General features: G+C 62.6%; 19 protein-coding genes and 1 riboswitch. Of the genes, 15 read left to right on the top strand and 4 right to left on the bottom strand.

Features of this window, described 5'->3' with window-relative positions; genetic code table 11:
* Nucleotides 1-151: 151 nt before the first annotated feature.
* The 3 genes from VF629_RS24800 to moaC form a co-directional block, all read right to left on the bottom strand.
* Nucleotides 152-1909: a S41 family peptidase gene (locus VF629_RS24800; RefSeq protein ID WP_331061205.1), complete on the bottom strand. Its 1758-nt coding sequence runs from the start codon at nucleotides 1907-1909 to the stop codon at nucleotides 152-154.
* A 75-nt stretch (nucleotides 1910-1984) separates the two neighbouring features.
* The gene (locus tag VF629_RS24795) at nucleotides 1985-3172 is read right to left on the bottom strand and encodes an NTP transferase domain-containing protein (protein ID WP_331061204.1); all 1188 of its coding nucleotides are present in this window, start codon (nucleotides 3170-3172) and stop codon (nucleotides 1985-1987) included.
* Nucleotides 3173-3180: 8 nt separating this feature from the next.
* Complete coding sequence (gene moaC / locus VF629_RS24790) at nucleotides 3181-3672, bottom strand: cyclic pyranopterin monophosphate synthase MoaC (RefSeq protein WP_331061203.1); 492 nt, start codon at nucleotides 3670-3672, stop codon at nucleotides 3181-3183.
* Between the two features lie 332 nt (nucleotides 3673-4004).
* Here moaC and VF629_RS24785 point away from each other — a divergent pair, with 332 nt between their 5' ends.
* A complete protein-coding gene (locus VF629_RS24785; RefSeq protein WP_331061202.1) occupies nucleotides 4005-5072 on the top strand; it encodes an SDR family oxidoreductase in 1068 nt (355 codons plus the stop codon).
* A gap of 271 nt (nucleotides 5073-5343) precedes the next feature.
* Nucleotides 5344-6567, top strand: coding sequence for a molybdopterin molybdotransferase MoeA (locus VF629_RS24780; RefSeq protein WP_331061201.1), 1224 nt, complete (start codon nucleotides 5344-5346; stop codon nucleotides 6565-6567).
* Between the two features lie 271 nt (nucleotides 6568-6838).
* Here VF629_RS24780 and VF629_RS24775 read toward each other — a convergent pair whose 3' ends face one another.
* Nucleotides 6839-9607, bottom strand: coding sequence for a TonB-dependent receptor (locus VF629_RS24775; RefSeq protein WP_331061200.1), 2769 nt, complete (start codon nucleotides 9605-9607; stop codon nucleotides 6839-6841).
* Between the two features lie 340 nt (nucleotides 9608-9947).
* Nucleotides 9948-10056: riboswitch (SAM riboswitch) on the top strand.
* Between the two features lie 72 nt (nucleotides 10057-10128).
* On the opposite strand from VF629_RS24775, the gene metH reads away from it, so the two are divergent.
* From metH to VF629_RS24710, 13 genes are all read left to right on the top strand, one after another.
* Entirely contained in the window at nucleotides 10129-13848 is a 3720-nt protein-coding gene (gene metH, locus VF629_RS24770) for a methionine synthase (RefSeq protein WP_331061199.1), read from the top strand.
* Nucleotides 13849-13935: 87 nt separating this feature from the next.
* On the top strand, nucleotides 13936-14892 hold the full coding sequence (gene metF, locus VF629_RS24765) for a methylenetetrahydrofolate reductase [NAD(P)H] (protein WP_331061198.1): 957 nt from the start codon (nucleotides 13936-13938) through the stop codon (nucleotides 14890-14892).
* 60 nt (nucleotides 14893-14952) lie between these two features.
* Nucleotides 14953-15426, top strand: a complete 474-nt coding sequence (locus VF629_RS24760) for a tetratricopeptide repeat protein (RefSeq protein ID WP_331061197.1) — start codon at nucleotides 14953-14955, stop codon at nucleotides 15424-15426.
* An 88-nt stretch (nucleotides 15427-15514) separates the two neighbouring features.
* Nucleotides 15515-16057 carry a hypothetical protein gene (locus VF629_RS24755; RefSeq protein ID WP_331061196.1) on the top strand — a complete coding sequence of 181 codons (543 nt, stop codon included), beginning with the start codon at nucleotides 15515-15517 and terminating at the stop codon, nucleotides 16055-16057.
* Between the two features lie 166 nt (nucleotides 16058-16223).
* Nucleotides 16224-16664, top strand: a complete 441-nt coding sequence (locus VF629_RS24750) for a DUF2007 domain-containing protein (protein WP_331061195.1) — start codon at nucleotides 16224-16226, stop codon at nucleotides 16662-16664.
* 136 nt (nucleotides 16665-16800) lie between these two features.
* Nucleotides 16801-17901: a PA14 domain-containing protein gene (locus tag VF629_RS24745; RefSeq protein WP_331061194.1), complete on the top strand. Its 1101-nt coding sequence runs from the start codon at nucleotides 16801-16803 to the stop codon at nucleotides 17899-17901.
* A 186-nt stretch (nucleotides 17902-18087) separates the two neighbouring features.
* Nucleotides 18088-18933 carry an SDR family oxidoreductase gene (locus VF629_RS24740; protein WP_331061215.1) on the top strand — a complete coding sequence of 282 codons (846 nt, stop codon included), beginning with the start codon at nucleotides 18088-18090 and terminating at the stop codon, nucleotides 18931-18933.
* A 353-nt stretch (nucleotides 18934-19286) separates the two neighbouring features.
* Nucleotides 19287-20696 (top strand): L-lactate MFS transporter, encoded by a 1410-nt coding sequence (locus VF629_RS24735; protein WP_331061193.1) that lies wholly within the window; start codon nucleotides 19287-19289, stop codon nucleotides 20694-20696.
* A gap of 33 nt (nucleotides 20697-20729) precedes the next feature.
* The gene (locus tag VF629_RS24730; protein ID WP_331061192.1) at nucleotides 20730-20876 is read left to right on the top strand and encodes an MFS transporter small subunit; all 147 of its coding nucleotides are present in this window, start codon (nucleotides 20730-20732) and stop codon (nucleotides 20874-20876) included.
* A gap of 231 nt (nucleotides 20877-21107) precedes the next feature.
* Nucleotides 21108-21443 carry a hypothetical protein gene (locus VF629_RS24725; protein ID WP_331061191.1) on the top strand — a complete coding sequence of 112 codons (336 nt, stop codon included), beginning with the start codon at nucleotides 21108-21110 and terminating at the stop codon, nucleotides 21441-21443.
* On the top strand, nucleotides 21440-22630 hold the full coding sequence (locus VF629_RS24720; RefSeq protein ID WP_331061190.1) for a M20/M25/M40 family metallo-hydrolase: 1191 nt from the start codon (nucleotides 21440-21442) through the stop codon (nucleotides 22628-22630). Before VF629_RS24725 ends, VF629_RS24720 begins: the two co-directional genes overlap by 4 nt.
* 232 nt (nucleotides 22631-22862) lie before the next feature.
* A complete protein-coding gene (locus VF629_RS24715; protein WP_331061189.1) occupies nucleotides 22863-23465 on the top strand; it encodes a gluconate 2-dehydrogenase subunit 3 family protein in 603 nt (200 codons plus the stop codon).
* A 93-nt stretch (nucleotides 23466-23558) separates the two neighbouring features.
* Nucleotides 23559-25253, top strand: coding sequence for a GMC family oxidoreductase (locus VF629_RS24710; RefSeq protein WP_331061188.1), 1695 nt, complete (start codon nucleotides 23559-23561; stop codon nucleotides 25251-25253).
* Nucleotides 25254-25268: the final 15 nt, after the last annotated feature.

Raw genomic sequence — 25268 nt, 5'->3', positions numbered from 1 at the left:
AGCCATAAACGAACTCTACACTTCAACAGATGTACTGCGGGCACAAGAAAAAGCCCAGCCATTGCATGACTGGGCGGGTTCTCAGACAGTTAAGCTAAACTAAAATTGCAGACCAGAATCAGCCCAGAGGGGCCAATAAACCCGACTGATTTTAGGGCTTCTCAATGAGTTGCACGGCTTGTTCCAGCAGCTCATCGCGCCCCTCGCGAATGCCTTTGATGGTGGGCGTCACGACCACATCGGGCACGATGCCGATGCGCTGGGTTTCGCGGCCGTCGGGGTAATACACACCGAGGCCGCTAATCCAGGTGTTGATGTTGCCGGGCAGGATGATGGTGGAGACGTTGCCATCGGCCCCGGCGGTGGTGCTGCCCACTACTTTGGCCCCCGGCACGGCACGCAGGGCCATGGTGGTATACTCTGCCTGGCTCTGGCTCAACTCGTTCACCAGAATGACGACCTTGCCCGCGTAAGGGGCCTCTTTGGTGCCCGGCACCGACACCACCGGCGTGCTCATGAACACGCCCGGATACGTTGGCTGCGGCACGCTGAATCGTACGAAAGGCACGGACTTCACCGACAGGTATTTTGTGAGCGAAAACACCACAAACTCGGCTGGGTAGTTCCGAATGTCAATCACGAGGCCTTTTGTGTTCTTCAATTGCGCCATCGCGGCAGGCAATTCAGCCTGCTTGATAGTGCCCAGCGAGAGGTAGCCAATGTTGCCGGGCAACGACTTCCAGAACGGAGCTTTGGGGTCGGGCGTGCCGTTGTTGAGGGCCAGGTTGAGCTGGGCGGCGGGCACGCGGGCCACCGTCACGGGGAAGTCGCGGCCGTCGCGCCGGATGAGCAGCGTGACTTTATCGGAAGGGCCGCGCAGCAGGTCGCGGGCCACATTGCGCAGCTGAGTCGGCTCGTTGGAGGCGGGGGTTAGCGGCTGGCGGGCCTTCACCAGGTCGGCCACTTTCACCCCGTCCACGGCCAGTACCACGTCGCCTTTTTGCAGGCCGGTGGCCGGGCCCAGCGTTTCGTGGAAGTAGTCCGTCACCACGACTTGGCCTTCCACAAAACGCACTTGCACCGGCGCGTGAAGCGTGCCACGGTAAGACGCCAGAATTTTATCATTGCCATAAATATTGGCGTGCGTGTCGTGGATGCGGGCAATGATGGCCAGCGCCGCCAGCCGGTACTGCTCGTCGGTGCGGGCGGTGGCAAATTGCGGGATGAATTCGGGCAGCACCCGCTGCCAGTCTTCCCCAATAGCGTAGCGGTAAGGGAAGAAATATTCAATCATGTTCCAGTAGCGGTAGAGGGCCAGCAGGCGCAGTCCGGCATCGGGCGTGGCGGGCTGGGCATACACTTCCTCGTGCGTGAACAGCGGGTTGCCGACGTCAGGGGCATTGCGCACGTAATAGTGGGGGCCCTGGTTGCGGTTGTGACGCAGGTACACCAACTGCTGGCTGAGAGCGGGGCTAAGTTGGTTTTCGTCAGTGAGCCAAGCCAAATCGGCGAGCAGGCGCATTTTGGCGGGCTTGGGCTCGCGACAGGTGGCGCAGGCCGGCACTGGCCCGAGGGCGGTCAGCCAGGCGCTAAGCACGGCGCTGCACTCGTCCCGGTTTTGGCTGTTGAGCACTTTGGGCAGAACGCGCAGCATTTCCGCGTCCCAGTTGTAGTCGCCCCGGGCCACGGCGGGGTGGTAGTATTTCACGAACCCCCACACCCGGCCCAGCACCGCGAGGTTCTCCACCTGCTGCTTGCTGAGGTTGTCGAGGGCAATGCCAGAGCCGCGACGAAAAGCGGTATCCTGGTCGGCTTTATAGGTTATGGGGTCGGATTGCCCGGGGCCTTGGGCCATGGCGGCCAAATGCCCGGCCAGCAGCAGTGTTAGGAAGAGAAAAGAAGTTTTCATGCCCCGAAGATGGATAATGCGGGCACAAGGTTGCCTGCTACTCGCCTTATTTCGGGTTCAGACCATTTGCTACTGTCACGGCCCCAATTCGCGCTGCGCCGCCACCCGTTCTTCGGGGGTGTTCACGTTGCGCAGGTCACCGGGTACGGGCGGACTCAGCAGCTCGATGTCGGAGTTAATCAGCGCCTTACGGGGGCAAGAGTAGCCCATGCTTAAAAACCGCAGCAGCTGCCCGTAGCTGCGCGGCTCCCAGATGGTGACCAGCGGCTCGGGAAAATCGTCCCAGGGGCTGCGGAACGAGGTAGCTAGGCGCGCCGGTTGCCGGTTCGTGACCAAATACTCCAGCGTGTCGCGGGTGAGAAAGGGCAGGTCGCAGGCCAGCACCAGCCACGCCGCGTTGGGGTCGCACTGCAAAGCGGAGAGCACGCCGCCCAGCGGGCCCAGGTTCAAAAATGTGTCGGGCAGCGGCTTGAGGCCGGCGGGAAGCTCGTCGGCCTGGTCGGGGCGAACGGACACCCGCACGTCGGGGCAAAATTCGGACAGCAGCGCGGCCGTGTGCTGCCGCTGGTCGAGGCTGTGGTAGTGCAGGGCCCCCTTGTCGGTTTGCATGCGCTCGCTACGGCCGCCGGCCAGCACCAGCCCGCGCAGCACCGGCACCGCCAGGGCGTACCACTGCCGGATGAAGGCCGCTATTTTGTCGACTTCTGCCAGCCGCAGCACGGGCGGCAGCGGGGCGGTGCTCAGGTGCTCGGCCAGTACGGCGGGCAAGTCGCTTTGCCCTTCGGCCAGCAGTATCAGGCGCACGTCGGTGAGGCGGTCGAGCTTCTTGTCCAGCGGCTTGCGCGGGTCCACGATGACGACCTGTTGCCGGGCCCGAAAGTGGTTGCCGTTCACCAGCACCACGCTTTCGTGGGCCAGCAGCTCGGGCTGCGAGAACCGGTCGAGCGCCCGCGTGAGGTTGAGTTGGCGATAGGTGATTTTGTCAACCACCTCTGCCGATAGGCCGTTATCGGCCACGTAGGGCACGCCCGCTCGGGCTTCATTTTGGGTTTCGGCGGCGTCGCCGGCGGCGTGGTCGGCATCCACGTAGGCCACACGCAACGCAGGAGCCAGCAGCGGCAGCAAGCGAGCCACCAAGGCTTGAATATCGCCGCAGGGCGCCCCTAAAATCGCCAGTTCGTGCCGGCCGAACTCGCCCATGTCGGGCCGGGCCAGGGCGGCGTGTTTGGTGCGTTTTACGGTTGAGCTTGTATGACTATCCATGGGGTAATTTACAAATTTTCGGCACGATGAAAGTCACTTTTACCCCCGGTTTTTTCCACCAGCTGCACACTCTCGATGGTAATGTCGTGGGAGAAAGCCTTGCACATGTCGTAGATGGTGAGGGCGGCCACGGTGGCGCCGGTGAGGGCTTCCATTTCCACGCCGGTGCGGCCCGTGACCACGGCGGTGCACTCCACACGCAGGGCGCTGGGCCCGTCGGGCTCGATGGTCACCTTGCAATCGTCCAGCCCCAGCGGGTGACACAACGGTATGAGCTCTGACGTGCGCTTGGCACCCATGATGCCCGCCAGGATGGCCGTGTGCAGCACCGGGCCCTTGTGCGAGGGCATTTCGCCGGCCTGCACGCGGGCTAGCAGTTCCTCGCCCAGCACCACGCGGCAGCGGGCGCGGGCCACGCGGCGGGTGGGGGCTTTGGCGCCCACGTCCACCATGGTGGGCTGGTTGGCGGCGTTGACGTGGGTAAAGTTCTTGGTTTGCATAGGGCGTAAAGACGCGGGCTTGCGTGTAAGTGTTCGAAGGTGCGGTGAGAAAGCGCTTCGGCGAGGCTTCTAACAGCCAATGCCAGCAGTTGATTGTTTAGAAAAAACGCCACGCTCTCAGGGTGTGCGGAGCGGCCATACCGTGCGCTTCACCAGGGCGAATATCCCACTTTAATGAGCTACCCGGAAGGCATCATCGTATAGCCACACTTCACGCAAGCTGCTTCCGCTGGCTCAAAACCGGGTTTATCTCACCCCCTACCCCTTCGCATTCGGGCACGAAAAGCCGGCAGTAGCTGGCGGCGCAGCTCGTCCCATCAATACCTTACATTATGACGAATACCGCTTTAGTCGTGGGTGCCAGCGGCATCATCGGCAGCAACCTGGCCCAGGAGCTTCTGGCCAATAATTGGACTACTTACGGCTTGGCTCGCCGGCCCGGCAACGACATTCCCGGCTTGCAGCCCGTGGCAGCCGATTTGATGGATGTGGCCAGCCTGGAAACGGCCCTGGCCGACGTGGCTCCGACCCACGTGTTCATCACCAGCTGGATGCGCAACGAAACCGAGGCCGAGAACATCCGCGTGAATAGCGCCATGGTGCGCAACCTGCTGGCGGTGCTCGGGCCGAAGCATTCGGTGCAGCACGTGGCCCTCGTAACGGGCCTGAAGCACTACCTGGGGCCCTTCGAGGCCTACGTGAGCGGGGGCGTGCCGCCGCCCACGCCCCTGCGCGAGTCGCAGCCCCGCCTGCCACTCGACAACTTTTACTACGCCCAGGAAGACGAAGTGTACGCGGCGGCCGAGCGCGACGGCTTCAGCTGGAGCATTCACCGCCCGCACACCATCATCGGCAAGGCGGTGGGCAACCTCATGAACCTGGGCACTACGCTGGCCGTGTACGCGAGCATCTGCAAAGAAACGGGCCGGCCGTTCCGCTGGCCCGGCTCGCAGGCGCAGTGGGAAGGCTTGTCGGACGTGACCGATGCCCGCGTCATCGCGAAGCAACTGGTGTGGGCCGCCACCACGGAAGCCGCCCGCAACGAGGCGTACAACGTGGTGAACGGCGACGTTTTTCGCTGGAGCCAGTTGTGGGGCCGCCTGGCCGAGTGGTTTGGCGTGGAGCCCGTAGGCTTCGATGGCACCATTCACCCACTGGAAGCCGAGCTGGCGCAGGACACCGAAGTGTGGCGCGACATCGCTACCCGCCACGGCCTCACCGAGCCCGACCTCAGCCGCCTGGCCTCGCCCTGGCACACCGACCTGGACCTGGGCCGCCCCATTGAAGTGATGACCGATATGGCCAACAGCCGCAAGCGGGGCTTCACCGTCTTCCAGAGCACGGAGGATTCGTTTTTCGACCTCTTCGCCAAGCTGCGCGAAGACCGGCTTATTCCGTAGGTCTTAACAGGGAATGAACTACAAGGGAACGTCATGCTGGGCGCAGCCGAAGCATCTCTACCTGAATCATCTGTCATCCTGAGCGTAGCGAAGGACCTTATCACGATGAAACGAACTGTTCTAACCCGATAAGGTCCTTCGCTACGCTCAGGATGACACCGATTGGATTACTAACCCATGCGAGATGCTTCGGCTGCGCTCAGCATGACGGTCTTTTTGTGTTTACATATCTACTGAGGCGCTAATTTTCACCCCGCTACAACTTCCCCTCATGCTCTCCCCTGCCGAAGCCACCGCCCGCGTGCTCGCCACCGCCCGGCCGCTCCCCGCGGAAACCGTGCCCCTCCCCCAGGCCGCCGGCCGCATCTTGGCAGAAACGCTGACGGCTGACCGCGACTTTCCGCCCTTCAACCGGGTGGCCATGGACGGCATTGCGGTGGCCCACGCTGCGTGGGCGGGCGGGCAAACAGAATTTGTCATTCAGCACACCCAGTATGCGGGAGCGGCACCCCAGCCGCTGCTCGACGCGCAGCAGGCCGTGGAGGTGATGACGGGTGCTGTATTGCCCGCTGGCACCGACGTGGTGGTGCGCTACGAGGACATCGAGTTGCACGATAACCGCGCCGCCATTCAGATTCCACCGCCCGCTACGCCCGGCATCAACATCCATCACCAAGCGGCCGACCGCCGCGTGGGCGACGCCCTGCTCCGGCCCGGCACCCGCCTGGGCCCGGCCGAGCTGGCCGTGGCCGCCACCGTCGGCGCCGCCGAAATTGCTGTGACCCGTGCCGCCCGCGTGGCCGTGGTGAGCACCGGCGACGAGCTGGTGAGCATCGAGGTCACGCCCTTGCCGCACCAAATTCGCCGTTCCAATGCGTATGCCTTACAAGCGCTGTTTGCCCAAACGGGAGCCGACGTTTCACTTTTTCATCTGCCCGATGGGTTGGATGAACTGCGACGGGGCCTGACCAACATTCTGGACGCGGGCTTCGATGCCGTGGTGCTGAGCGGCGCCGTAAGCAAGGGCCGCGCCGACCACCTGCCCGGCTTGCTGCGCGAGCTGCACGTCGAAGAACTATTCCACGAGGTGCAGCAGCGCCCCGGCAAGCCCATGTGGTTTGGCGCGCGGCTGGGCGGGCCGGTGGTGTTTGGGTTGCCCGGCAACCCGGTGTCCACGTTTCTCACCGCCTGCCGCTACGTGCGGCCCTGGTTGCGCGCCTGCCAGCAGCCTGCCAACGCGGCCGACCTCGCAGCTGCGGCAGAAGCCCCTGCGCCCGCCGTGCTTGTCGTCGATATCAACTTCAAGCCCCATCTCACGCATTTTGTGCCCGTGCGCCTGACCGTGGATGCCGAAGGGCGGCGCTTGGCCACACCGCTCCGGGTGGGTGGTTCCGGCGATTTGGCCAGCCTAATAGAAGCTACTGCGTTTCTGGAGCTGCCGCCCGAGCCGGCTGAGTTTCCGGCGGGCAGCGTGTGGCCCGCTTGGGCCATTTAAGTAAGAGGTATCGGTTGAATCTAGACCTAAAAAAGGCCCGCATCAATGATGCGGGCCTTTTTTACTTTTCGGCTGGGCATAGCTGCCAGCGCGGCGGAAGCCCAGGCTTTCAGTAGTCATGCAGAAATAAACGTTTAGTGTGCCGAGCCGCCGGTCCGACCGCCCGAGGCGGTCCGACCGGTCGTCGTTGCCCCGCTGTGGCCCCCCCTTCAACCGGTCGGACCGCCTCGGGCGGTCGGACCGGATAATACGCTTCCTTCTGCGCGACTACTTAATTAACGTTGAATAACAACCCCAGGTAAGCCAGCCGGCCGATTTGTGGACCGCCAATGATTTGGGTGTTGTTGGTGTTGAACATGTTGGAAACCCCAGCTTGGAACGTCGTCAACAGCTTGGGCGCGGTGTAGCCCAGGTAGGCATCGGTGGTGCGGTAGGTTCTCACCATGCCGGTGGCTAGGGGCAGCTCCTGGTTGTGGCCCTCTACCCAGCGGTAGTTCACCGAGTAGTTGAGGTTGCGCAGCACAATGCCCGAAGCGCCGATGTTGAACTTGTGCTTGGGCGTGTTGAAGAACGTGCGGAAGCCAACGGGCAGATTGCTGCGGTCGAGCACGTTCAGCGAGTAGTTGCCGCTCAGGTTCAGGGCGCGGTTCAGGTAGTAGGTCACGCCGAAGGTGGCGCCTTGCGTGCGTACTTCCTGGTCGTTGTTGTAAGCGGCGTAGATGACGCGGGCCGACGAGGCGGCCGCGTTGGTGAAGCCCGAGCTCAGGCCGGCGTCCACTTGCTGCTTGGTGGGGCGCGTGCCGTCCACGTTGCCCACGAAGGCACTGCCGCCAATGAAGTCGTGGTAGCTGCTGCGGAAGTAGCTGGCGTCCACGTACACATTGGGGATGATGGCGCCCTTGTAGCCCACCTCGACGGTGCTCACGCGCTCCAAGCGCAGCTTATCGAAGGACACTTCAAAGCCCGCAATCGGGGTGGTAAATGGATTGTAGCTCTGGCCCTGGGCATTGGTGAAGCCATAGCCTTTGAAGCCCTCGCCGATGTTGCCCAGCAAGATAAACGAGCCCACGTCCGACCGCAGGTACTGGTCGGTGTTGGAGGGGCTGCGGAAGGCGCGGCCGTAGCTGGCGCGGAAGTTATGCTGCTTGTTGGCGCCCGCCGAGTACACCACCGCGGCGCGGGGCGAGAAAGCGGGTTTAAAATTCTTGAAGTTGTCGACGCGGCCGGCCAGGGCAAATTTCAGGCGCGTGTCGAGGAACGTCTGGGTGAGCTGGGCGTAGCCGCCGTACTCGTAGTTGCGGATGCGCTCGCCGTTGGCGTCCGAAAACAGCTTGCCGCCCGAACCCAAGCGGTACTCGCGGTAGGCCGCGCCCACAATCAGGTCGGTGCCGAAGTCCGAGAGGTGGAAGCCGCGCTGCCCGCTCACGTCGTTCAGGTACGAGTTGAAGTTTTGCGCCGCGCCACGGCCGGGCTGGTCGTCGTTGATGATTTTGTCGCGCAGGGTTGCGTAGCGGGCGTCGGTGCTTTTCAGCGCCGTGCCATTGGCGGTTTTTTGGGCGAAGGCTTGCGCCTCGGCCGGGCTCAGGGCGCCGCCGGGGTACATCGAGCTGCGCGCAAAGGTGTAGGCCTGGTTGTACGTCCCGAAGTACTGATTCTTGTAGCTGGTGGTGCCGCCCTCCGTGGTGGGCGAGTTATTCAACTGGGCCGCCAGCTGGGTCAGCTCGTAGCTGGAACCCGTGAAATCTTCGGTCGAATACGCCCGGAAGAATCCATTGTTGCCCTTCAGCTCGACCCGATACTGATTGGTGCCCAAGTCCTTGATGCGGAAACGACTCAGGTTTTGGTAGGTGGAAGTGCCCACGCCGCGCTTGGCCTCCACGGTCAGCTTCAGGTCGTCTTTGATGAGGTAAGACACCGCGCCCTGTACGCGGTAGGAACGGGTTTTCTGGTCGCCCGCAATCAGCTCCTGCTCGGAGAAACCGGGCATGTACACGGTTTTGCCTTCCAGCTCGGAGTTCACCACGAAGCCCGGGCGATTCAGGGCGCGCGAAAACAGCAGGTTGTCGTCGCCGTGGCGGTTCACCGCCTCGTAGCCCAGCGGCGAGCCTTCGGGGTTCGCAGAAGTTTTGGTTGCGTTGAAGTTGTTGGCAAGCCAGTCTTGGGCTTCGAAATAGCTGCCGTTCAGCTTGATGGCAAACTTGTTGCCTAGCTTCTTGGCGTAGCGCAACTGGGCGTCGCGCAGGTTGCGTTCGCCGCCGCGCAGGCGCACGCTCAGGCCGTCGTACACAAACGGGTCTTTCGAGTTGAACAGCACCACGCCACTCAGGGCGTTGGAGCCGTAGAGGGCCGAGGCCGGGCCGTGGATGATTTCGATGCTCTCCATGTCGAGCTCCGGAATGCCCACCAGGTTGCCGGGGCTCAGGTTCAGGGACGGCAGCGCCGTATCCATGTAGTCCACGAGCTGAATCACGCGTTCCGACTTGGCCGTGTTGAAGCCGCGGGTGCTGACGCTGGTAAACAGCATCGACGCCGAGTTGACGTCGACGCCGGCCAGCTGGCCCAGGCCCGCCAGCACTTCCGGCGTGCTGATGCGCTCGAGCTGCTTGCCCGAAACTTTGTCGATGGTTACCGGTGCCCGCAGGATGTTTTCCTCCACCCGCGAAGCGGATACCACCGTTTCGTTGAGCAGCGTGGCGCTCCGCACCAGGTTAAAACGCAACGAGTTGTCGATGCCCGTGAGCGTGGAGTCCTGCGTTTCGTAGCCAACGTACGCTACCACCAGCACGACGGGGCTCTTGTCGAAAGCCGCGTTCAAGCTGAATTCGCCCAGCTGGTTGGTGCTTGTGCCAATGTAGGTCCCTTTGATGAAAACCGTGGCGCCGGGCAGGGGCTCGCCGGCGGCGGTGAACACTACGCCGCCCACGGTTTTTCCGGCGGGGTCGGGCAGTGCGGCAGCTTTGCGCTTGGCAGAAGCTTGACGAGGGTGGGGGCCGGTGGCGGGGGAAGCTAGCGCGGGCTGAGCCGGAAGCAGCGCTGCCACAACCAAGGCAGAATAAATGTGTTGCATTAAACTGATAATGTGTTGAACTAGAATGAAGCATCAAAATTAATGTTGCAACATCAATGAGATATCTTCTATTCGTTGAATCAGGAGATTCAGGGGGTAAAACACGCAAAACCGTCTGCCCAAAAAACACGCTCTTTCCCAGTGTTTACCTCAACACTGGAACGCGTGAAATTTTCGATATTTAGCACTTTACCCAGCTCGTTCTCACTCACTGAACCAGGTTATCGCCCGAGTACCTGACCCAAAGCATCTTATGGCTTTTGGTGGCCCTGGGCGCTGCTAATTATCGCGGCGTCCGTATCTTCGCCCTACGCTGCTATCCAGAAAGACAGAGGGACCGGGCCCGATGACGTCTTGGCAACCTACCGCGAGTAGGTGCCAACTCCCGTTTCACCGCCGTTTTTGGTGAAAGAAGATGCCAGCCGGAACCGAACCCTAGTGTTCGGGTTTCTTTCTGGATACGCGCATTTTGCCCGCTACTCAATCCGAAAGAAATGCCCACCGCCACCCTCACCGCCGCCCCGGAACGCGAAGCCGCCGCTTCGCGACACAGCCTCTCCGAGCTTCTTCGCCAGCGCCTGCTGATTCTCGACGGCGCCATGGGTACCATGATTCAGCGCTATCCGCTCACGGAGGAGGACTTTCGCGGCGCCCGCTTCGCCGACCATCCCAAGCCCCTGCGCGGCAACAACGACCTGCTGAGCCTCACGCGGCCGGATATCATCAAGGGCATCCACGCCGAGTACTTCGCCGCGGGAGCTGATATGGTGGAGACCAACACGTTCTCCGGCACCACCATTGCGCAGGCCGACTACGGCCTGGAGCACGTGGTGTACGAGCTGAACTACGAGTCGGCGCGCCTGGCCAAGGAAGCGGCCGACGAATACTCTACGCCCGACAAGCCGCGCTTTGTGGCCGGCGCCGTGGGCCCCACCAACCGCACCGCCTCGCTCTCGCCCGATGTGAACCGCCCGGGCTTCCGCGCCGTGACCTTCGACGAGCTGGCCACGGCCTACCTGGAGCAGGTGCGCGGCCTCGTGGACGGCGGCGTGGATGCGCTGCTCATCGAAACCATCTTTGACACGCTGAACGCCAAAGCGGCGCTCTACGCCGTGCAGAAGTTCTTTGATGACGGCGGCCGCGAGGTGCCCATCATGATTTCGGGCACTATTACCGACGCCTCGGGCCGCACCTTGAGCGGCCAGACGGTGGGAGCATTCTGGAACAGCATCAGCCACCTGCCGCTGCTGAGCGTGGGCCTGAACTGCGCCCTCGGGGCCGACCAGCTCCGCCAATACGTGCAGGAGCTGAGCCGCATTTCCGACGTGCACATTTCGGCGTATCCGAACGCGGGCTTGCCCAACGCTTTTGGCGGTTACGATGAGTCGGCGCAGGAATTTGCCGCGCTGGTAGAAGAGTACTTGAAGGAAGGAATTGTGACGGTGGTGGGTGGTTGTTGTGGCACCACGCCCCAGCACATTGCCGAGCTATCCCGCCTGGCCCAGAAGTATAAGCCCCGCCCCCTACCTACTGAAATTCCGCCCGCTACCCACCTGAGCGGCCTCGAACCGTTTGCCATCAAGCCCGATAGTCTGTTTGTGAACGTGGGCGAGCGCTGCAACGTGACCGGCTCCCGCGCGTTTGCCCGCCTCATCCGGACCGGCGCCTACGAGGAAGCCCTAGCGGTGGCCCGCGTGCAGGTGGAGGAAGGCGCCCAAGTGCTTGATATCAACATGGACGAAGGCATGCTCGATTCGGAGCAGGCCATGACGACGTTCCTGCACCTCATCGCCTCGGAGCCCGATATCTCGCGGGTGCCGCTCATGATTGACTCCTCGAAGTGGAGCGTGCTGGAAGCCGGCCTGAAGTGCGTGCAGGGCAAGAGCATCGTCAACTCCATCTCGCTGAAAGAAGGCGAAGAGGTGTTTTTGCAGCGGGCCCGCACGGTGCGCCAGTACGGCGCGGCCATGGTGGTGATGGCCTTCGACGAGGACGGCCAGGCCGACACGCTGGAGCGCCGCAAGGAAATCTGCCAGCGCAGCTACGACCTGCTGATGAGCATCGATTTCCCGCCCACGGACATCATTTTCGACCCCAACATCCTCATTGTCGGTACCGGCATGGAGGAACACCGCAACTACGCCATCGACTTCATCGAGTCGGTGCGCTGGATTAAGCAGAACCTGCCCGGCGCCCTCACTAGCGGCGGCGTGTCGAACATCTCATTCTCGTTCCGCGGCAACGACGTGGTGCGCGAGGCCATGCACGCGGCCTTCCTCTACCACGCCATCCGGGCCGGGCTGGACATGGGCATCGTGAACCCCAACCAGCTCGCGGTGTACGACGAAGTACCCAAAGACCTGCTGGAACTGGTAGAAGACGTGCTGCTAAACCGCCGCGCCGACGCCACCGAGCGCCTGCTTGAATTCGCCGACACGGTGAAGCAAAAAGGCAAGGTGGAAGTGGTGGCCGACGCCTGGCGCAGCCTGCCGGTGCAGGAGCGCCTATCGCACGCACTGGTGAAGGGCATCACCGAATTCATTGACGAAGACACAGAGGCCGCCCGCCAGGAGCTGGCCCGTCCGCTCGACGTGATTGAAGGCCCATTGATGGCCGGCATGAACGTGGTGGGCGACCTATTCGGCGCTGGCAAAATGTTCCTGCCGCAGGTAGTGAAATCAGCCCGCGTGATGAAGAAAGCGGTGGCTTACCTGGAGCCGTACCTCTTGGCCGACAAGCAAGGTTCGGACCGCCAGACGGCCGGCAAAATCCTCATGGCGACGGTGAAGGGTGACGTGCACGATATCGGCAAAAACATTGTGGGCGTGGTGCTGGCCTGCAACAACTTCGACATCATTGACCTTGGTGTGATGGTGCCGCTGGAAAAGATTCTGGACGAGGCCCAGAAGCAGCAGGTGGACGTTATTGGCCTTTCCGGCCTTATCACTCCTTCGCTTGATGAGATGGTGTACGTGGCTCAGGCCATGGAAAAACGCGGAATGAAAGTGCCCCTGCTCATTGGCGGTGCCACCACGTCGCGCCTGCACACAGCTGTGAAAATCTCGCCGGCCTACAGCGGCCCCGTGGTGCACGTGAACGATGCCTCACGTAGCGTGGGCGTGGCAGCAGGCTTGCTCGGCTCGGGCGAAGTGGCCTATGCCGAAACGGTGGCCGCCGACTACGCCGCCCTGCGCGCCGACTACGCCAGCCGCCAGCGCGAGAAGAACTACCTCACCATTGAGGCAGCCCGCGAAAACGGTTTTAAAGCGGACTGGGCCACCACGCCCATCACCAAACCGACTTTCCTCGGCACGAAGGTGCTGGAAGACTACGACCTCGCCGAGTTGGCTGAATACATCGACTGGACGCCTTTCTTCCATACTTGGGAGCTGAAAGGCCGCTACCCGCGCATCCTCACCGACGAGACGCTGGGCGAAGCCGCCACCAAGCTCTACGAAGATGCCCAGGCCATGCTCAAGCGCATCATCGACGAGAAGCTGCTCACGGCCCGCGCCGTGCTGGGCTTCTGGCCGGCCAACACCAAGGACTACGACACCATTGAAATCTACGCCGACGACTCGCGTGAGACGGTCGCAACCGAGTTTTTCACGCTGCGTCAGCAGGGCGAGAAAGGTCCCGGCATTCGCAACATTGCATTCTCTGACTTCCTGGCGCCGAAAGAAACGGGCCGGACGGATTATATGGGGGGGTTTGCCGTCACGGCCGGCATTGGCATTGAGAAGCTGCTCGACCAGTTTGCCGCCGACCACGACGACTACTCCAGCATCATGGTGAAGGCGTTGGCCGACCGCCTGGCGGAGGCCTTTGCCGAGCGCCTGCACGAGCGGGTGCGTCGCGAGTTCTGGGGCTACGCGCCCGACGAACACCTGACGGGCGACGACCTCATTCAGGAGAAATACCGCGGCGTGCGCCCGGCGCCGGGCTACCCCGGCTGCCCCGACCACACCGAAAAAATTACCCTGTTTCAGCTGCTAGATGCGGGCGCCAAAACGGGCATCACGCTCACCGAAAACCTGGCCATGTACCCGGCCTCGTCGGTGAGCGGCATGTACTACGCGCACCCCGACTCGCGCTACTTCGGCCTGGGCAAAATTGGCCGCGACCAAGTGGCCGACATTGCCCAACGCAAGGGCATGGAACTGCCCGATTTGGAACGCTGGTTGATGCCCAACTTGAACTACGAACCGAAGTAGCAGTAGCGCGGACTTTTAGTCCGCGCCCTCACCGACACCTGAATATCACGCTCCATGCGCGGACTAAAAGTCCGCGCTACCCTCTACATGAAAGTTACCGAACACCTGACTCGCGCCGACGGCAAGACCTTGTTTTCTTTCGAGGTGCTGCCGCCCAAAAAAGGCGAAAACATCCACACGCTTTTTTCGAACATCGAGCCGCTGATGGAGTTTAAGCCGCCGTTTATCGACGTGACGTATCACCGCGAGGAATACGTGTACCGCCACCACCCCAACGGGCTGCTGGAGAAGAAAACCGTACGCCGCCGCCCCGGCACGGTAGGCATTTGCGCGGCCATCAAAAACCGCTTCGACGTGGACACGGTGCCGCATTTGATTTGCGGTGGCTTTACGAAAGAGGAAACGGAGAATGCCCTGATTGACCTGCATTTTCTGGGCATCGACTCCATCCTGGCCCTGCGCGGCGACCCCATTAAGTCGGAAGGCGTGTTTAAGCCCGAGCCCGACGGGCACGCCTACGCGTCTGACCTCATCGGCCAAGTGGCCAACCTGAACAAGGGCGAATACCTCGACCAGGAGCAGGACGACACCTGGGCCACCAACTTCTGCATTGGCACGGCTGGCTACCCCGAAAAGCATTTCGAGGCCCCCAACTACAACGCCGACATTCGCTACCTGCGCCACAAAGTGGACCGCGGCGCCGAGTACATCGTGACCCAGATGTTCTTCGACAATGAAGAGTTTTTCCGGTTTGAACGGCTGTGCCGCGAGGCGGGCATCAACGTGCCCATCATTCCGGGCCTGAAGCCGCTCACCACCAAGGCGCAGCTCACCATGCTGCCCCGCTCGTTCTACCTCAACCTGCCCGAACCGCTGGTGGAGGCCGTGAGCCAGTGCCGCGACAACGAGGCCGTGCGCACCGTGGGCATTGAGTGGTGCCTCAACCAGAGCCGCGAGCTCATGGCCCATGGCGTGCCCTGCCTGCACTACTATTCGATGGGCAAATCGGAGAGCATTCGCCGCGTTGCCAAGGAGTTGTTTTAACTTAGGGGCCGGGGCAGGCGCCCGCGCGCCTGTCCTTCTACCCCCATTAGTACCCCGAGTATGCTCGACGAGTTGTTTGCCCGGCTGCGCATGGCCCTGGCACCGGCCGAAGTAGAGGCGTTGCAAAACGGCATCTGGCAGGTGTGGCTGTGCTCGGGCGACGTGGCGCTCGACAAGCGGCTGGAGGCGGGCATGCGCGCCATGCAAGCCGGCGACCACACGCTGGCCATCAAGGAATTCACGGAAATAATTGAGCGCAACCCGGCCTTCACCGAAGCGTGGAACAAGCGGGCCACGGCCTACTACCTGCGCGGGGAATACCGCGCTTCGCTCGACGACATCGCCGAAACGCTCCAGCGCGAGCCGCGGCATTTTGGGGCGCTGTGGGGCAAAGCGGGCATCATGCGGCAGCTGGGCGAGTACCGGCGGGCGTTGCAGGTGCTGGAGCGGCTGGCCACCATTTGCCCAAACCTGCCGGGCCTGCACGAGCAGCAGCTGAGCCTGCGCGAACAGCTGGAAGAAGACGGGGCCTGACGGCGGCTGAGGTGAGGGCAACTGTTGTCCAACTTAATTCGAACTCACAGAAAATCCGTATGAGGTCGAATTACCACCATTTTGCGTCATGATGTACTCTTTTTTACGGCCTGCCGCTTCTGCGCTGGCCCTGGCTCTGTTGCTGACCGGCTGCGATTCGACCCCGCGTGAACGCCAGGAAGTGGCCCGCGAAGGCGTGCGCGAACTGGACACGCTGGCCCGCACCGCCGCCAACAAAGTAAAGCGCGTCGGCAAAGCCACGGCTGCCTACGACGCGAAAAACCGCGCCCGCCGCGCCCAGCCCCTCGACCCGCGCCAGGAAATTGCAATGGAAAACAAGCTGATGGGCCCCTACTCCGGCCAGCTGGACAACTTGCCCCCAGCCGACCTGCCAAACGCCTACGCCCAGCTCATCCGCTCGGCCCGCGAGCAGCGCGCTACTTGGACTGACCGCGACTGGGACTACGCCCGCGCCGTGTACCGCCGCCTCAACGACCAAGTGAAGCAGATTCGGATGGACCTGCCAGCCCGTGACGAAGTGCGCATCCGAGCACGCCAGGCTGAATTTGTGGCCCTGCAAGCCGGCAACACCGCCAAAGGCATCAACGAAGCCACCAAGCAAGCGAAGTAACCCGGAGCTAAGTTTAGGCGCCTGATGTTGCCAAGCCTCTGAGGCTAGAACACAGGTGTGAAAAAATCAAAAGAACCGTCATGCAGAGCGGCGCTCTGCATGACGGTTCTTTTAGAATACCTAGACAACAGCTACTGCTCGCCCGCTCTTCTTAGTTTATTTCTCCGTGCCAAGTCCTGATTCTGTCGTTTTCCTCGAATCGTTCCACGAGCCCATGGCGGCCAACCTGGCCCGCACGCGCCTTGAAGCAGCGGGCATCCCGTGCTTTCTGAGCAACGAGAACATGGTGTCGCTGATGCCGCTGTACAGCTCCATCACGGGCGGGGTGCGGCTGCATGTGTACCAGCGCGACGCCGAAGCGGCCCTGGAGCTGCTCCGCACCGTGACCGTGCCCCTCGCCACCGGCCCCGACGAGGCTTCGTTTGCCGCCGATGCGCCCGACCCCGTGGCGCCGCGTTGCCCGCGCTGCGGTTCGTCGGACGTGGCCTACGGGCCGGCTACGCGCAACACGTACAGCTTCTGGTCGGGGCTGGTGTCGGTGCTGCTGCGCTACCCGGTGCGGGGCAACCGCTTTCATTGCTTCCACTGCGGCAACGAGTTTAAGTAAGGCTCAATAAAATTGTGGAAATAGAATACTTATTCTCCACAATTCACGTTTTTGCGGCATGGCTTGGACACCTACTCGGCGGCTAGGGGCAATACTGTTTGGCTGCTGGCTTGGAGCCGCATGGCCGGCCAGTAAAATGTGGGCCCAAGACGCGCGAGCAGGCGGCAATGGCATCCGGGGCGACTATTACGATGGGCCGGAATTTGAGCGGTTTGTGCTGAGCCGCCGCGACCCCACGCTGGCATTTGACTGGGGCCACCGGCCGCCCGCGCCCGGGGTTCCAGCGGAATATTTTTCGGTGCGTTGGACAGGCTGGCTGGTGCCGCCGGCCAGCGGGCGCTATGTTTTCCACGCCACCGTGGACGACGGCATTCGCATCTGGCTGAACGACCAGTTGATTATGAACGAGTGGCGCCCGCAGTGGGTGACCGACTTCACGGCGGCCGTGAACCTGAAAGCCGGGGAACCCTACAAGCTGCGGGTCGATTATTTCCAGGACATCTTCGACACCCGCCTCCGCGTGACCTGGGAGCGGCCGGATAAGCCGCTGGCTCCGCCACCTGCCTCGTGGAGCAACCTGTGGGGCATGAACGCCGAAATGCCCACCCCCCAACCGATTCCCACGCAGTTTCTGTTTACGCGCAACCCCAAGCCGGTCCCGCCCACGGCGGTGCCGTTGCAGCAGGTGGTGAAAACCAAACCCGCGCCCGTTGCCAAAGCGCCCGCCGAAGCCCGCCCGCAGCCTGCGCCCAAGCCCAAACCGGTGGAGCGCCCACCTGCGCCGTTGCCACGCCGGGCCGCCGCCGTGCCAACCCTTGTGAAAAGCGCACCAGTGGCTATACCCAACTTGATAGTGGCCGACTCGGGCAGTACCGCACAGTTGGCGCGGCTGGGCGTGGGCGAGGCCGTGACGCTGCCCGAGCTGCGCTTCGAGCAAGGCCAAGCGGAGCTGCTGTCGGCGGCTCGCGCTGCCCTCGACGCCCTAGCCCCGGTGCTCAGCGCGCGGCCGCAACTGCGCTTCGAAGTGCAGGGCCACACCGACAACGTGGGCAACGCCGAACTGAACCGCCAACTCTCGCAGCAGCGCGCAGAAAAAGTGTGCCTCTACCTGACCGCGCACGGCGTGCCGGCTGCCCAATTGCGCCCCGTGGGGTTTGGCGGCACCCAGCCCGTGGCCGACAATGCCGACCCAACGCAGCGCCCCCGCAACCGCCGCGTGGTGCTGCAGCGGCTCTGAAGCCACCGGCACGGGCAGGTTTCAACCTCAGCCGTTCTGCTTTTTTTCGCGTAAGCAGAAGTTCATTCTTCCTGCCAGCCTATGCCCACCAAAAAGACTGCCGCGCCCAAACCGGCGGCCAAAAAGCCCAGTACCGCAGCCAAAGGTGCCCCCACGAAAGCCGAAAGCCGCCCCACCGCCAAGGACATGAAGGCCGCCGCCCAAAAGCTGCCCTACCCCGCCAAGCAAGCCGACATGCGACTGCAGCCCGACTCGGACCTGGCCAACTACAAGGCGGCGGGCAAGCTCAAGGATAAAGTGGCCCTCATCACGGGAGCCGACTCGGGCATTGGGCGGGCCGTGGCCATTGCTTTCGCCAAAGAGGGCGCCCACGTGGCCATCGTGTTCAATGAAAACGTGGAGGACGCCAAGAAAACCAAGCAATTGGTGGAACGCGAGAAACGCAAGTGCCTGCTGCTGCAACTCGACGTGCGCGACTCGGAGCAGTGCAAGCAGGCCGTGCGCCGCACCGTGGCCGAGCTGGGGGGGCTCAACATTCTGGTGAACAACGCCGCCTTCCAACTGAGCCAGGAGAAGTTCGAGGACATTCCGGAGGAGCAAGTCCGGCGCACCTTCGACACCAACATTCTGGGGTACATCTGGATGGCACAAGCCGCCATTCCTCACTTAAAGTCGGGCGACTGCATCATCAACACGGGCAGCATTGTGGGCATCACGGGCATTGCCCTGCTGGTGGACTACTCGGCCAGCAAAGCCGGCATTCACGCGCTCACCAAGTCGCTGGCGCTGTACCTGGGCGAGAAAGGCATCCGGGTGAATTGCGTGGTGCCCGGCCCAGTCTGGACGCCCAATATTCCGGCCACCATGCCGCGGGAAGAAATAGAGAAATTCGGCCACGAGGTGGCGCTTAAGCGTCCCGGTCAGCCCGAAGAGATAGCGCCCGCCTACGTACTGTTGGCCAGCCAGGACGGCTCGTTCATGACCGGCAGCCTGGTGCACGTGACCGGCGGCAAGCTCAGCAGCGACGAATAACGCTGCGCTTAATGAGGAATGGCCGCGCGGCTGGCGCGCGTTTGCAACGCGTGCCGACTGGTTTCGAGCCTTCGGCTCGCCGCGTGAACGAAGCCCGAACGGCGCGACCGGGGGCGTTGCAAACGCCCAGTCAGTCGGCACGCGTTGCAAACGCGCCCCAGCCGCGCGGCCATTCCTCATTCCTCATTAAGCCGCAGGCATTAGCTATAGCTGTTTAGCAAAGTTTTCTAGGGGCAAACAATCAATCTGTTTTCAAGCGGGTTACCTTTCCATTCGCAGCCACGAAATGTGCTCTGGCATGGGTAGGTGGCGCAGTTTTCGTTCTTCTTTCACCTAAAACTCCCACACATTTCATGGCTGAAAACTCTTCCTCCTTGCTCGACCGCAGCCGCACCGTGGCCGGCCCTGGCTACAACCGCTGGCTGGTGCCGCCGGCCGCCCTGGCCATTCACTTAGCCATTGGGCAGGCCTACGCGTTTAGCGTGTTCAAGAAACCCATGGGCGCCCTCATCAGCGGCAACGTGGACCAGCCCGCGCCCAACGACTGGACGGCCGGCCAGCTCGCCGTCATTTTCTCCATTGCCATTGTGCTGCTGGGCCTTTCGGCGGCCGTGTTTGGCAAATGGCTGGAGCGCGTGGGGCCGCGCAAGGCCATGCTGGCTTCGGCGCTGTGCTTTGGCGGGGGCTTCCTCATTGCCTCGCTGGGCGTGCACCTGCACAATATCTGGTTGGTGTATTTCGGCTACGGCTTCGTGGGCGGCATCGGGCTGGGCATCGGCTACATTTCGCCGGTGAGCACCCTTATTAAGTGGTTTCCGGACCGGCCGGGCGTGGCCACGGGCATGGCCATCATGGGCTTTGGGGGCGGCGCCATGATAGGCTCGCCGCTGGCCGTGGCGCTCATGGCCCACTTCAAGGACAGTGCCCCCATGGGCGTGGCGCCCACGTTCATCACCATGGGTATTATTTACCTGATATTCATGATGTTTGGCGTGTTCACCATCCGGGTACCTGCCGAAGGCTGGAAGCCCGAAGGCTACGTGCCCAATGCCCAGCACAGTGCGCTCATCACGTCGTCGAACGTGGACGCCGACACGGCCATCAAGACGCCGCAGTTCTGGATGCTGTGGGTGGTGCTGCTCTGCAACGTGACGGCCGGCATTGGGGTGCTCGAAACGGCTTCGCCACTCATTCAGGAGACTTTCTCGGATAAAAACATGGGCGCGGGCCGGGGCGTGACGGCCGCTGCCGCCGCGGGCTTTGTGGGCTTGCTCAGCTTGTTCAACCTGCTGGGCCGCTTCTTCTGGTCGTCGGCCTCGGACAAGCTGGGCCGCAAGCCGACCTACATGATTTACTTCGGGCTGGGCATTTTGCTGTATGCCTTGGCGCCCACGCTCATGGCCAGCGCTTCGCTGACGCTGTTTGTGGTGGTATGCTGCGTGATTCTGAGCATGTACGGCGGCGGCTTCGCCACCATCCCGGCTTATTTGCGCGACTTGTTTGGCACCATGCAGGTGGGCGCCATCCACGGACGGCTGCTCACGGCATGGTCTACGGCGGGCGTACTGGGGCCACTGCTGGTCAACTACTTGCACGACCAGCAAAAGGCCAAGGGCCTGACCGGTGCTGCCGCGTACCAAACGGTGTTCTACACCATGGCAGGCCTGTTGGTCGTCGGGTTTATTGCCAATTTCCTGGTGACGGCCGTGAACGAGCGGTACAGTTTTAAAGGCGCCGTCACGGCGGCTTCGGCCGGGCACTAAGCCGCGGCTATTCACTTTCAACCCTCCTTCGATATGAACCCGCAACCCAATTCTTCGGCTCCGGCCAACACCGAACCCAGTTCGACGGCCTCGGTGGTAATTGCCTGGCTGTTTGTGGGCATTCCCCTGGCCTGGGGCGTGTCGCAAACCTTCATCAAAGCGCTGGCCCTTTTTAAATAAGCCGCATTTTAGAGCGCTTTCGGGGTGGGTGTGCAGTAGCGCGGACTTTGCAGTCCGCGTCCCCGGCGGACACCCGAACGAGGGTAGCGGCGCGGGGACGCGGACTACAAAGTCCGCGCTACTGCCCGGCCCGTACGCTGACTGCGAAACCGCTCTAACGATTTTGAACGAGCAGCCGGCCCCAGGGTCGGCTGCTTTTTTGTAGCGGGGGGTAGGCTGTATTTTGCTGCCATGAAAAAGGTATTCGCGCTGGCCTTGCTGGCTTTGGTGGGGTTGAGTCAGGCCAACGACCCGCTGCAAAAGGTGCGGCAGTTCCGCCAGAGCCACGAGCAGGAGTTGCTCACGGAATTCGAACGGTTCGTGGCCATTCCGAACGTGGCGGCCGACACTGCCAATCTGCGGCGCACGGCCGTGTTTATCCAAGAGATGATGCAGCGGCGCGACATCAAAAGCCAGCTGCTGACCGCCAACACACCGGGCGTGCCACCAGTGGTTTTTGGGGAAGTCCGCACGCCGGGCGCCACGCGCACCGTGTTTTCTACGCGCACTACGACGACCAACCCGTGAACCCCGCGCAGTGGCGCGAAGGCCTCAGCCCGTTTAAGCCCACGCTGGCCACCGGCCCGCTTGACCGCGGCGGGCAGCTCGCCACTCGGCCGGCGGCTGGCCAGCCCCTGAGCCCCGACTGGCGCCTCTACGCCCGCAGTGCCTCCGACGACAAGGCCGGGGTGATGACCATTTTGGCCGGCTACCAGGCGCTGGGGGCCAGCAAGCTCAAACCGAAAGTCAACATCAAGTTCTTTTTTGAGGGAGAGGAGGAGCACGGCTCGCCACACCTAGCCCAAATACTGGCGCGACACAAGGCGCTGCTGGCTTCCGACGTGTGGGTGATTTGCGACGGGCCGGTGCACCAATCGGGCCGTAAGCAGGTGGTGTTTGGGGCGCGGGGCGACGTGAACCTGCGCCTGCAAGTGTATGGCCCGCGGCGCCCGCTGCACAGCGGCCACTACGGCAACTGGGCGCCCAACCCAGCCTTGGCGCTGGCCCGCCTGCTGAGCTCCATGCAGGACAGCACCGGCCGGGTGCGCGTGGCGGGCTTTTACGACGACGTGACGCCGCTGACCCTGGCTGAAAAGACGGCCCTGGCCCAAGTGCCCAATCTGGACGAAACCATTCGGAAAGAGCTGGGCTTTGCCAGGGCGTATGGCACTGGGCAGTCGCTGGTGGAGCTGCTCAACCAGCCTTCGCTCAACATCAACGGCATGCAAAGCGCCAAAGTGGGCCCCCAGGCCGCCAACGTCATCCCCACGGTGGCATCGGCCGTGCTCGACTTGCGGCTGGTGCCCGGCAACGACGCACAGCGCCAGATGCAGAAAGTGGTGCGGCACATCGAGAAGCAGGGCTACCACGTCACTACCGCCGAGCCCACCGACGCCGAGCGCGCCCAATACCCGCTGCTGGCCCGGGTGCAGCCCGAAACCGGCTACAACGCCCAGCGCACCCGCCTCGATTTGCCCATCGCCCGGCAGGTGGTGGCCGCGGTGCAAACCACTACGCCCGACCGCGTAGTGGTGCTGCCCACCATGGGCGGCAGCCTGCCGCTCTACGTGTTTGAGCAGGAGCTCAAGGCCCACACCATCACCGTGCCATTGGCCAACTACGACAACAATCAGCACGCCGAAAACGAGAACATTCGCCTCGGCAACCTCTGGGACGGCATCGAGACCATGGCCGCCATCATGCTGCTGAAGTAACTTTTGAAAGATAAGCGCTTATAAAAGCCCGTCATGCTGAGCGCAGCCGAAGCATCTCTACTGCGCATTTAGTATGGCGGGAGAGATGCTTCGGCTGCGCTCAGCATGACGGGTTAGGTGTTTTTTATTTACTTATTCCAACAAAAACTTCTATCCGCTGGGAAGATTTGACTCGTAATGGGTTAGTAGCTGAGCCGTCTGTCGCGGCATTGCATCAGTTCAAGCCCTTTATATGCCCGTTCCCGAATATCCGAGCGGCACCGTTCGCGCCCTCTTGGGCACGGAACACGTGTCTGAAGCCACGCGCGCTGCTTTGCAAGAGCGCCTCGACGAACCCGCTACCTACGAGCCCCAGTTTCTAGCCCCCGAATCCTTTGCCTTGCTCGAAGCTGTGGCCGGCCGCCTTTTTCCGCAGCCCGACCGCATTGAGCAGCCCATTGCGCTGGCCCCGGCGGTGGACCAACGCCTCGCCTCTGGCCGCGCCGACGGCTGGCGCTACGACGTGCTGCCCCCCGACCGCGAAGCCATGCGCATGGGCCTGGGCGGCATCCAGGAAATAGCCCACGCGCTGTTTCAGGCCGATTTCATGGCGTTGGTGGCACCGCAGCAAGACGCGGTGCTGCAGTCTTTGGCCGATGGCCGCCCGCCCGGCGCCGTCTGGCAAACGCTGGACCCCGGCCGCTTTTTCGAAGACCTCCTGGCCGAGCTCACGGAATTCTACTATGCCCATCCACTGGCCCAGGAAGAAATTGGCTACGTGGGCATGGCCGACCTGCCTGCTTGGACCAAGATTGGCCTCAACGAGAAAGAAGACCGGGAGCCGGCGGTGAGCTAGTGAGATGGTAAAGTTGATGTCTCTGCGGCAGCCCTATCACACCATCCACTTTGACCCATAGCTCACCATTTCACAACTTCACCATCTCACCGCATGCCCGAAGAAGAAGTATTGGAGGAGGGCGTCCTCAACCCGGTAAAACCCGAAGTGCAGGACCCGCTGCTCCGCGCCCTGATGGCCGACGAGCCCGCCGAAACTGCCGCTGCCCTGGATATTCCCCTGGAGCAACCCCAAGCTTTACCTACCGAAGCCGACGAGGTGGACTGTGTGATTATTGGCCTGGGAGCAGGTGGAGCACCACTGCTGGCCCGCCTGGCCATGGCCGGCCTGAAAGTGGTAGCGCTGGAAGCTGGCCCGTGGCACATTCCAGAAAAAGACTTTGCCACCGACGAACACGCTCAAAACTTCTTGTTTTGGAACGACGAGCGGCTGTCGGCGGGCCGTGACCCGCTGGCCATGGGCAAAAACAACTCCGGCACCGGCGTGGGCGGCTCGACGCTGCACTACACGGCCTACACCCCCCGTCCCCTGCCCGATGACCTGCATCTGAACCGCGACTTTGGCAAGGGCGAGGACTGGCCCATTGGCTACGAAGACTTGGCGCCTTATTACGAGGAGCTAGAGCAGTTCCTCGGCATTTCGGGTCCCACCCCCTACCCCTGGGGGCCCGCCCGGCGCAAGGGCTACCCGCTGGCCCCGCTGCCCCTAAACGGGGCGGCACAGCTGATGGTGCGCGGAGCCGATAAGCTGGGTATTCGCACTTCGCCGGCCGCCAATGCGGCCCTTTCGGCTCGCTATTACCAGGAGGGCGTGGGCTGGCGCGAAGCCTGCACCAACCGCGGCTTTTGCCAAGCCGGCTGCTCCAACGGCGCCAAGGCCAGCATGGACGTCACGTTTATTCCACTGGCGGTGAAATACGGGGCCGACATTCGGCCCAACAGCTTCGTGACGGAGATTGAGCGCGACGCGCAGGGCCGCATCACCGGCGTAGTGTACACGCAGAACGGCGAGCAACAGCGCCAGCGCTGCCGCCACCTTTTCCTGTGCGGCGGCTCGGTGGAAACGCCGCGCCTACTCCTGCTCAACGAGCTGGCCCTGACCAGCGGCCAAGTAGGCAAAAACCTGATGGCGCACCCCGGAGTGCAGGTTTTCGGCACCTTTGCCGAAGCAGTGCGGCCCTACAAAGGCATCCCCGGCAGCCTGATTTCGCAGGACACGCACCGGCCGCCGGATGCCGATTTTGTGGGCGGCTACCTGCTGCAGAGCATTGGCATCATGCCCGTCACGTTTGCCGGGCAAGTGGCGCGGGGCCGCAAGTTCTGGGGCCAGCAGCTGCGCGACTACATGAAGAACTACAACCACGTGGCCGGCATCAACATTCTGGGCGACTGCCTGCCGCACGCCGACAATTTTCTGGAGCTGGCCGAGGAGAAGGACGCCCGCGGGCTGCCCAAGCCCCGACTGCATTTCACGGCCCAGGAAAACGAGCTGCGCATGAACCGCCACGCCGAAACCCTGATGCGCCGCATGTGGGAAGCGGCCGGCGCCACCGACATCTGGTCGTTTCCGCGCTATGCGCACGTCATTGGCACAGCCCGCATGGGGTTGAGCGGCGACGATGCCGTGGTGGACGCCAATGGCCGCGCCTTCGACGTGCCCAACCTCTACATCTCCGACAATTCGACCTTCCCCAGCGCCCTGAGCGTGAACCCGGCCCTGACCATCATGGCCCTCAGCCTCCGCACCGCCGACAAGTTCTTGGAGCAACAGCGCCGGCGCGACGCGTAAGGAGAAAAACAGTCA

Origin of the sequence: Hymenobacter sp., assembly GCF_036388155.1 — a bacterium.
Classification (GTDB): domain Bacteria; phylum Bacteroidota; class Bacteroidia; order Cytophagales; family Hymenobacteraceae; genus Hymenobacter.
The sequence above is the reverse complement of the archived record's forward strand: the minus strand, read 5'-3'. Positions and strand labels throughout refer to the sequence as shown.